Annotated in this window: 3 protein-coding genes; all 3 read right to left on the bottom strand. The window is 45.0% G+C overall.

Features of this window, described 5'->3' with window-relative positions:
• Positions 1–65: 65 nt before the first annotated feature.
• Positions 66–3,605: a pyruvate:ferredoxin (flavodoxin) oxidoreductase gene (gene nifJ / locus RDS42_RS12400; protein ID WP_308783929.1), complete on the bottom strand. Its 3,540-nt coding sequence runs from the start codon at positions 3,603–3,605 to the stop codon at positions 66–68.
• A gap of 197 nt (positions 3,606–3,802) precedes the next feature.
• The gene (locus tag RDS42_RS12395) at positions 3,803–4,210 is read right to left on the bottom strand and encodes an Rrf2 family transcriptional regulator (RefSeq protein ID WP_308783928.1); all 408 of its coding nucleotides are present in this window, start codon (positions 4,208–4,210) and stop codon (positions 3,803–3,805) included.
• A 180-nt stretch (positions 4,211–4,390) separates the two neighbouring features.
• Positions 4,391–5,080: a cytochrome c biogenesis protein CcdA gene (locus RDS42_RS12390; protein WP_308783927.1), complete on the bottom strand. Its 690-nt coding sequence runs from the start codon at positions 5,078–5,080 to the stop codon at positions 4,391–4,393.
• Between the last annotated feature and the right edge of the window lie 82 nt (positions 5,081–5,162).

Genomic DNA, 5,162 nt, shown 5'->3' with positions numbered 1-5,162 from the left:
TTCATAATAATATTTCCTCTAAAAAAGCCGCGGTACAATATTGTACCGCGGCCCCTGATCTGAAATTATTCAGCATCTGCTCCATAAAGAGTGATGAGTTTGTTCAGATATTCATATCTAGCTTTAGCCTCTGCCTCATTCTTAGCAAACAGTCTTTCAGCCTTTTCAGGATTCTGACGTTTCAGAGAGTTGTAACGAACCTCACCGTCAAGGAATGCCTGATAGTCTTCCATATTCGGAGCTTTGGAATCAAGTGTGAACTTGTTCTCTGCTGCCGGGTTGAAGCGGAAGTTGTGCCAGTATCCGCACTTAACTGCCAGTTCTTCCTCGGTCTGAGCCTTGGACATACCCTTCTTGATACCATGGTTGATACATGGAGCGTATGCAATGATCAGAGACGGTCCCGGATATGCCTCAGCCTCAGCAATTGCTTTTACAGTCTGGTTGAAGTCAGCGCCCATAGAGATCTGTGCTACATATACATAGCCATAGCTCATAGCGATAGAAGCCATATCTTTCTTCTTCACTTCTTTACCGCCTGCAGCAAACTGAGCGATTGCACCTGTCGGTGTAGACTTGGAGGACTGTCCGCCAGTGTTGGAATAAACCTCTGTATCGAATACCATAACGTTGATGTCACGTCCGCTTGCAAGAACATGGTCAACACCGCCGAATCCGATATCGTAAGCCCATCCGTCACCACCGAAGATCCACTGGGATTTCTTGGACAGATAATCTTTCTGTGCAAGAATTTCCTGAGCTGCATCACATCCGCATGCTTCCAGAGCTGCTACCAGTTTATCTGTAGCTGTTCCGTTTGTAGCGCCTACAGAGAATGTATCCAGCCATTCCTGAGCAGCTGCTTTCACATCGTCTTTATCTGTAGCTGCAGCAAGAGCCTCAACTTTATCTTTCAGACCGTCACGGATTGCTTTCTGTGCAAGAAGCATACCATAACCAAACTCAGCGTTATCCTCGAACAGAGAGTTGGACCATGCCGGACCCTGTCCCTTAGCATTTACAGTATATGGTGTAGACGGTGAAGAGTTACCCCAGATAGATGAGCATCCTGTTGCGTTTGCAATGTACATTCTGTCACCGAAAAGCTGAGTGATCAGCTTCGCATATGGTGTCTCACCACATCCTGCACAAGCTCCGGAGAACTCAAGCAGCGGCTGTTTAAACTGGCTTCCCTTAACAGTTGTCTCTTTGAATTTCTCGATCACATCTTCTTTAACCGGAAGCTGTACGCCATAATCAAAGAATTTCTGTGCGCCTGCGTTTGCTTCCATGTTTTCCATAACGAGAGCCTTAGCGCCCTTCTTGCCAGGACATACATTTGCACAGGAACCGCAGCCTGTACAGTCATAAGCGGAAACAGTCATTGTGAACTTGTAATCTTTCATACCGGTCATCGGCAGAGTAACCATACCTTCCGGTGCATTTGCAGCTTCTTCCTCAGTAAGAGCTACCGGACGGATAACTGCATGCGGACATACATATGCACAACGGTTACACTGGATACAATTCTCTGGCTGCCATACCGGAATATTTACAGCGATACCACGTTTCTCGTATGCGGATGAACCGGACGGAGTAGTACCATCTACATAATCTTTGAATGCAGATACAGGCAGGGAATTACCTTCCTGAGCATTTACCTTAGCCTGGATGTTGTTAACGAAATCAACAACGTCTGCTCTTCCTTCTTCTGCATGAGTCATATGAAGACCTTCATCCTCAGCATCTTTCCAGCTTTCCGGAACCTGGATCTCAACAACCTGTTTTGCACCTGCATCGATAGCTGCCCAGTTCTTCTGAACAACGTCATCACCCTTACGTCCGTAAGTAGCTTTTGCTGCTGCTTTCATAAGGTCGATTGCCTGCTCCTCAGGAATGATTCCTGTAAGCTTGAAGAATGCGGACTGAAGAATTGTATTGATACGTGTCGGTCCCATGCCTGTCTCGATACCGATCTTAACACCGTCGATGGTGTAGAATTTAATATCATGGTTTGCGATGAATGCTTTCACCTGACCTGGAAGGTGTTTCTCAAGTCCTTCCATATCCCATGGGCAGTTCAGAAGGAATGTACCGCCGTCTACCAGTTCCTGAACCATGTTGTATTTGTTCACATAAGAAGGATTGTGACATGCAACAAAGTCTGCTGTATGGATCAGGTATGTGGATTTGATCGGTTTCTTACCGAAACGCAGGTGAGACATGGTAACACCGCCTGACTTCTTGGAGTCATAATCAAAGTAAGCCTGTGCATACATGTCTGTGTTGTCACCGATGATCTTGATGGAGTTTTTGTTTGCTCCTACAGTACCGTCAGCGCCAAGACCCCAGAATTTACAGTTTGTTGTTCCTTCCGGAGTAGTAACAAGTGCTGCGCCTGTCTCAAGAGAAAGATTTGTAACGTCATCAACGATACCAAGAGTAAATTTCTCTTTTGTTGTGTTCTCAAATACAGCTACGATCTGTGCCGGAGTTGTATCTTTAGAGCCAAGGCCATAACGTCCGGAGAATACCGGAACATCCTTGAACTGGCTGTTCTTCAGAGCTGCAACAACGTCTAACCACAGCGGCTCGCCAAGAGCACCAGGCTCTTTTGTTCTGTCAAGAACAGTAATCTGTTTTACAGATGCAGGGAATGCTGCGATCAGAGCTTCTGCGCTGAATGGTCTGTAAAGGCGAACCTTAACAACACCAACTTTTTTGCCTGCTGCTGCAAGATAATCAATAGTTTCTTCAATGGTATCGTTTACAGAACCCATAGCAACAACTACATGTTCTGCATCCTCAGCACCATAGTAGTTGAACAGTTTGTAGTCTGTTCCGATCTTCTCATTGACTTTGTCCATGTACTCCTGTACAACTGCCGGAAGAGCATCGTAATACGGGTTACATGCTTCTCTTGCCTGGAAGAAGATATCCGGGTTCTGTGCAGAACCTCTCTGGCATGGATGGTTCGGGTTCAGAGCGTGTTTACGGAACTCTGCGATAGCATCCATATCAGCCATATCTTTCAGATCTTCATAATCCCATGTCTCGATCTTCTGGATCTCATGAGAAGTACGGAATCCATCAAAGAAGTTGATGAACGGAACTTTTCCCTTGATTGCTGCAAGGTGAGCAACCGGTGTCAGGTCCATTACTTCCTGTACGGAAGATTCACACAGCATAGCACATCCTGTCTGACGGCATGCCATAACGTCAGAGTGATCTCCAAAGATAGAAAGTGCGTGAGAAGCAAGTGCACGGGCAGATACATTGATAACGCCCGGAAGCTGCTCACCTGCGATCTTATAAAGGTTCGGGATCATCAGAAGAAGACCCTGAGATGCTGTGTAGGTAGTTGTAAGAGCACCAGCTGCCAAAGAACCGTGAACTGCACCTGCAGCACCTGCCTCAGACTGCATCTCTGTAACCTGTACTTCCTGTCCGAAGATGTTCTTTCTTCCCTGGGTTGCCCACTCGTCTGTTGCTTCAGCCATAACAGATGAAGGGGTGATCGGGTAAATAGCAGCTACATCAGAATAAGCATATGATGCATGAGCGGCTGCATGATTACCATCCATGGTTTTCATCTTTCTTGCCATAGTTTTCTTTTCCTCCTTAAAGGTATGATGAAAATTATTTCTAGACCGTTAAGCGATCTAAAATTCCGTATTTGATTATACCATATAATAGTATTATTGTCCAACTGGATTCTGATTTTTTTTGCATACAACAAAAGAGAGTTCCGCTCTTTCTGCATAAAAATATGCCATGCGCAGACCTCTCTTTTCTGTTCATTTTATATATTGTCAAAAAGTTCCTGCAGAGATCTGCGTCTTAGCATCTTCCACAGCTCCTGCTGGATATCCGCCAGTTCTCTGTGTACAACACACGGCGTCTTATCCCTGTCATCTCTCACACACTGATAATGAGGATCCATACACTCAATAATCATAAGTTCCGGATCAATGGCTGTATACACATCAAACAATGTGATCTCTTCCGTTTTTCTGTCAAGAGAATATCCCCCATGAACGCCTCTGAATCCCTTTACAAGCTTTGCCTTCTGAAGTTTTTTCAGTATCTTGTAAGCAAAGGGAGCCGTAATCTGCTCTTTTTCGCAGATTTCTCCTACACTGAGTCTCTCTTCTCCCGCCAAAGCACGGATAACCCTTACTGCATAATCACATTCTCTTGTAATCAACATATCTACTGTCCTCTCTAATGTCTCTTATGTCCTGCCTCTTATGTTCTGCCAGTTTTTCATACAAACTGTATCTATTTTTGGTCCGTACTGCTGCCATTTATATATGGCATCTAACACTTCTGCAATTTTGATTATAACAACAGCCTTGTAAAAATACAACATTTTTTTGAATAAACGCCATTATTTTTCTGCAAATATCAACAAAAGCCCAAAAAGCAGGATCAAAATACCAAGTATACGTCTGAGCCATACGCCGACCGATGCATAGGCCGGATTTTTGATCAGACGGTCTACATAGCTATAGCCTATCCCGGCGCCTACCAAAAGCACGCTGTGTCCTAATGCATACAGTACCATCAGAAGTACTCCCCACCAGGCATTTCTTCCCAGTCTGGCTACCAGCGCCAAAAGTGCAACCATAACCGGGATTGCACAGTGAGAGGCAAAAACACCTCCGACAGCTCCGGTCAGAAATGCCCCTGCATATCCTTTTTTTGTCATATGTTCTGACATATGGATGTGAGGTATGATATTTACTACCCCAAAAACCTGCAGTGCCATAAAGATCATCAGAATTCCCATCAAAAATGTCCACCAGTGCCCTGCCTCATGGAGAAGGTGCCCGATAAAAGAGGCTGCCGAACCAAATATTCCAAAAGTCACAGCCATACCCGCTGCCATGGAAAGTGAAAGACGCACTGCCTTTTTGCGGTCAGCATTCACCGCGCCTACACATGCCAAAAGCATAGGAACAGATGCCAGTGAGCACGGGGTAAAGGAGGTTAGTATCCCTGCTGCCAGACTCAGCAGCGGAGCCGCCCAAAGGTTTTCTGTCATCAGCTCTGTAAGTGTATTTATTATTTCCGTCATGTACAACAAACTCCCTTCTTTATAATAATAAATCTGTATTTTTCTCGTTCATTTCCTTTTGAAAGATGATTATAGCAGTATC

Source organism: uncultured Blautia sp., assembly GCF_902497045.1.
In the GTDB taxonomy this organism is placed as follows: domain Bacteria; phylum Bacillota; class Clostridia; order Lachnospirales; family Lachnospiraceae; genus Blautia_A.
The sequence above is the reverse complement of the archived record's forward strand: the minus strand, read 5'-3'. Positions and strand labels throughout refer to the sequence as shown.